The sequence below is a fragment of the Sphaerotilus sp. genome, assembly GCF_041083715.1.
GTDB lineage: Bacteria > Pseudomonadota > Gammaproteobacteria > Burkholderiales > Burkholderiaceae_C > Sphaerotilus.
In genome coordinates this window covers 1-2,700 of sequence record NZ_JBFPGY010000214.1, presented here as the reverse complement: position 1 = coordinate 2,700, position 2,700 = coordinate 1, and the positions used below count along the sequence as shown (strand labels likewise).

The window sequence follows — 2,700 nt, the reverse complement described above, 5'->3', positions numbered from 1 at the left end:
GTCATCATCATCATGACGACCAATGCGGGGGCCGAGAACCTGCAGAAATCGACCATCGGCTTCACGAATTCGCGTGAAGTCGGGGACGAGATGGGCGATCTCAAGCGCATGTTCACGCCCGAGTTCCGCAACCGGCTGGACGCCATCGTCAGCTTCCGGGCGCTGGACGAGGACATCATCCTGCGGGTGGTGGACAAGTTCCTGCTGCAGCTCGAAGGCCAGCTCAGCGAGAAGAAGGTCGAGGTCACCTTCACCGACGCGCTGCGCAAGCACCTCGGCAAGAAGGGCTTCGATCCGCTGATGGGCGCCCGCCCGATGCAGCGCCTGATCCAGGACACGATCCGCCGCGCGCTGGCCGACGAACTGCTGTTCGGCAGCCTGACCGACGGTGGTCGGCTGACGGTGGACGTGAACGAGGCTGGCGAAGTGCAGCTCGACATCGAGCCGCGCAACAAGAGCGACAAGCCGAAGGCGGAGCCGGCGACGGCGTGAAGCCGGTAGCGGGTGCGGCGTTCGTCGCGATGGAAAGGGTCTGCGGGCCCTTTTTCCATGCGCGCTTCAGTGCAGGAAGCGGATGGGATCCTGTTCGAAATACTGGTGCAGCAGCGCATAGACCTCGGGGAACTCGGCGTGCAGCCCGTCCGGTGCGACGAAGAACGCTTCGGCTGTGACCGGAAAGAATTCTTCGGGACCCTGTGCGGCATAGGGGTCGAGCCACGTTGGCTGTTCGGCGGCCACTTCCGCGGTGTGCTGGGCGAGCGCACGTGCCATCACGTCCAGCCAGCGCTCCCGCATCGCCCGGTTCGGCAGGGCGGGCATGCCATCGATGCCGCCATGGCGCATGTCGAGCACGTGGATGAATTCGTGGATCACGACGTTGTAGCCATCCTCGGCCCGGTCGGGCTCGCCGGCCATCTGCACGTCCTGCCACGACAGCATGACCGGGCCGCCCTCCATGGCCTCGCCGGCCAGCACCTCGTCGCCGCTGTGCACCACGCCGGCCTCGTCGCTCCACCTGCGCTGCACGACGACCTCCTGCGGGTGCAGCACGATGCCGACAAAACCGCCGTACAGCGACAGCCCGCCAGGCAGGTGCAGCACGGGTACGCAGGCCTGTGCCGCCACGGCGACGGCCATTGCGTCGGTGAGTTCCAACTCCCCCGCGGTGCTGAACTCCTTCTCGCTCAGGAACAAGGTTGCCAGTTCGCGCAGGGACAGCAGGTCCTGCAGCGGGCGCCGTTTCAGGAAGGGATAGGCGCGCAGCGTCTCCAGCCACAGTTCATCCGGAATCGCCCGCTTGTTCAGCACCCGCTGCGCGCGACGCGCGCGCCAGGCGTCCAGCCAGCGCTTCAGCATGGCAGCGGCAGGCGCCGACGCTCCACCCCGTCCGCCGTGATGCGCAGGACCTCGGCGCGTGGCGCGGCCGGGTCGTGGTCCAGGTCCCAGTCGGTCAGCACATGGCGGACCAGCCCGTCGCCCAGCGCTTCGTCGCCGGGGCGGTGGGTGTGGCCGTGGACCAGCGTCGTGGCACCGTGCTGGCGCAGCAGCGCGCGCATGGCATCCCGGTCCAGATCGGGGTAGGCCGCCATGCCCAGCGTGCGCTTGCGGTGCTCGCTGTCGTCGCGCAGTCCGCGGGCGAACGCGCGGCGGCGCTCCAACGGCTGGGCGAGGAACTGTTGCTGCCACGCCGGACCGCGGGCCTGCCGGCGAAAGCGCTGGTAATCCTCATCGGCGAGGCACTGCGCATCGCCGTGGACCAGCACCGTGCGGCGTCCGAAAGCCTCCAGCACGCACACATCGTCCAGCACCCGCCAGCCTGCCAGTGCCGCGGCGCGCGGACCCAGGAGGAAATCACGGTTGCCGACCATCATCGCCACCGTGCGGTGGCTGGCGCATTCGGCGAACTGGCGCAGCACACTGGCTTCGAAGCTGTCCGCCTCGTCCAGCACGTCATCGCCGACCCAGACCTCGAACAGGTCACCGAGCACGATGACTGCGTCGGCAGGGGTGTGCTGCAGGTAGCGGGCCAGCGCCGCAGTGGTGTGCGGCGTGGCCGGGCCGAGGTGCAGATCGGACACGATGTCCACGCTGCGCCAGTGCGGCGCGGCGCGGAGCGTGCGGATCGGCGCCGGCTGGATCACTCCACGATCACGGCGCGGGTGATGACCACGTCGTCGACCGGCACGTCGTCGTGGAAACCACGCTTGCCGGTGCGGACCTTCTCGATCTGGTCCACCACGGCCATGCCATCGACCACGCGGCCGAACACGGCGTAGCCCCAGCCGGAGGCGTTCTCGGCGGTGAAGTTCAGGAAGTCGTTCTTCGCGACGTTGATGAAGAACTGCGACGTGGCCGAGTGCGGCGCGTTGGTGCGCGCCATGGCCAGCGTGTACTTCTCGTTCTTCAGGCCGTTGTTGGCCTCGTTCTTGATCTCGGCCTGCGTGGGCTTCTGCTTCAGCCCGGCTTCCATGCCGCCACCCTGGACCATGAAGCCCTTGATGACGCGGTGGAAGACGGTGCCGTCGTAGTGGCCGCTCTTGACGTAGCTGAGGAAATTGGCGGCCGACAGGGGGGCCTTCTCGGCATCGAGTTCGATGCGGATGGTGCCGAGGGTGGTCTGCAGATCGACTTGGGGGGCTGCCATGGTTATTTCTCCAGAGAGGCTTTCTTGATGAGGACCGGCTCCAGCGGGACGTTCTG

3 protein-coding genes and 1 pseudogene are annotated in these 2,700 nt (G+C 67.5%); 1 reads left to right on the top strand and 3 read right to left on the bottom strand.

Annotated elements, in window-relative coordinates; genetic code table 11:
• Nucleotides 1-492 (top strand): annotated as a pseudogene (gene clpA / locus AB3X43_RS09415) (ATP-dependent Clp protease ATP-binding subunit ClpA); the annotation flags it as partial.
• Between the two features lie 66 nt (nt 493-558).
• Here clpA and AB3X43_RS09410 read toward each other — a convergent pair.
• From AB3X43_RS09410 to AB3X43_RS09400, 3 genes are read right to left on the bottom strand one after another with little or no spacing between them, the layout of a single operon-like run.
• Nucleotides 559-1,356: a M90 family metallopeptidase gene (locus AB3X43_RS09410; RefSeq protein WP_369429580.1), complete on the bottom strand. Its 798-nt coding sequence runs from the start codon at nt 1,354-1,356 to the stop codon at nt 559-561.
• The gene (locus AB3X43_RS09405) at nt 1,350-2,141 is read right to left on the bottom strand and encodes a UDP-2,3-diacylglucosamine diphosphatase (RefSeq protein ID WP_369429579.1); all 792 of its coding nucleotides are present in this window, start codon (nt 2,139-2,141) and stop codon (nt 1,350-1,352) included. The genes AB3X43_RS09410 and AB3X43_RS09405 overlap by 7 nt, the downstream gene beginning before the upstream one ends.
• On the bottom strand, nt 2,138-2,644 hold the full coding sequence (locus tag AB3X43_RS09400) for a peptidylprolyl isomerase (protein ID WP_369429578.1): 507 nt from the start codon (nt 2,642-2,644) through the stop codon (nt 2,138-2,140). Before AB3X43_RS09400 ends, AB3X43_RS09405 begins: the two co-directional genes overlap by 4 nt.
• Between the last annotated feature and the right edge of the window lie 56 nt (nt 2,645-2,700).

Excerpts from the sequence above, each read along its gene's own strand:
- AB3X43_RS09410 (WP_369429580.1), bottom strand. The coding sequence starts at position 1,356 with ATGCTGAAGCGCTGGCTGGACGCCTGGCGCGCGCGTCGCGCGCAGCGG.
- AB3X43_RS09400 (WP_369429578.1), bottom strand. The coding sequence starts at position 2,644 with ATGGCAGCCCCCCAAGTCGATCTGCAGACCACCCTCGGCACCATCCGC.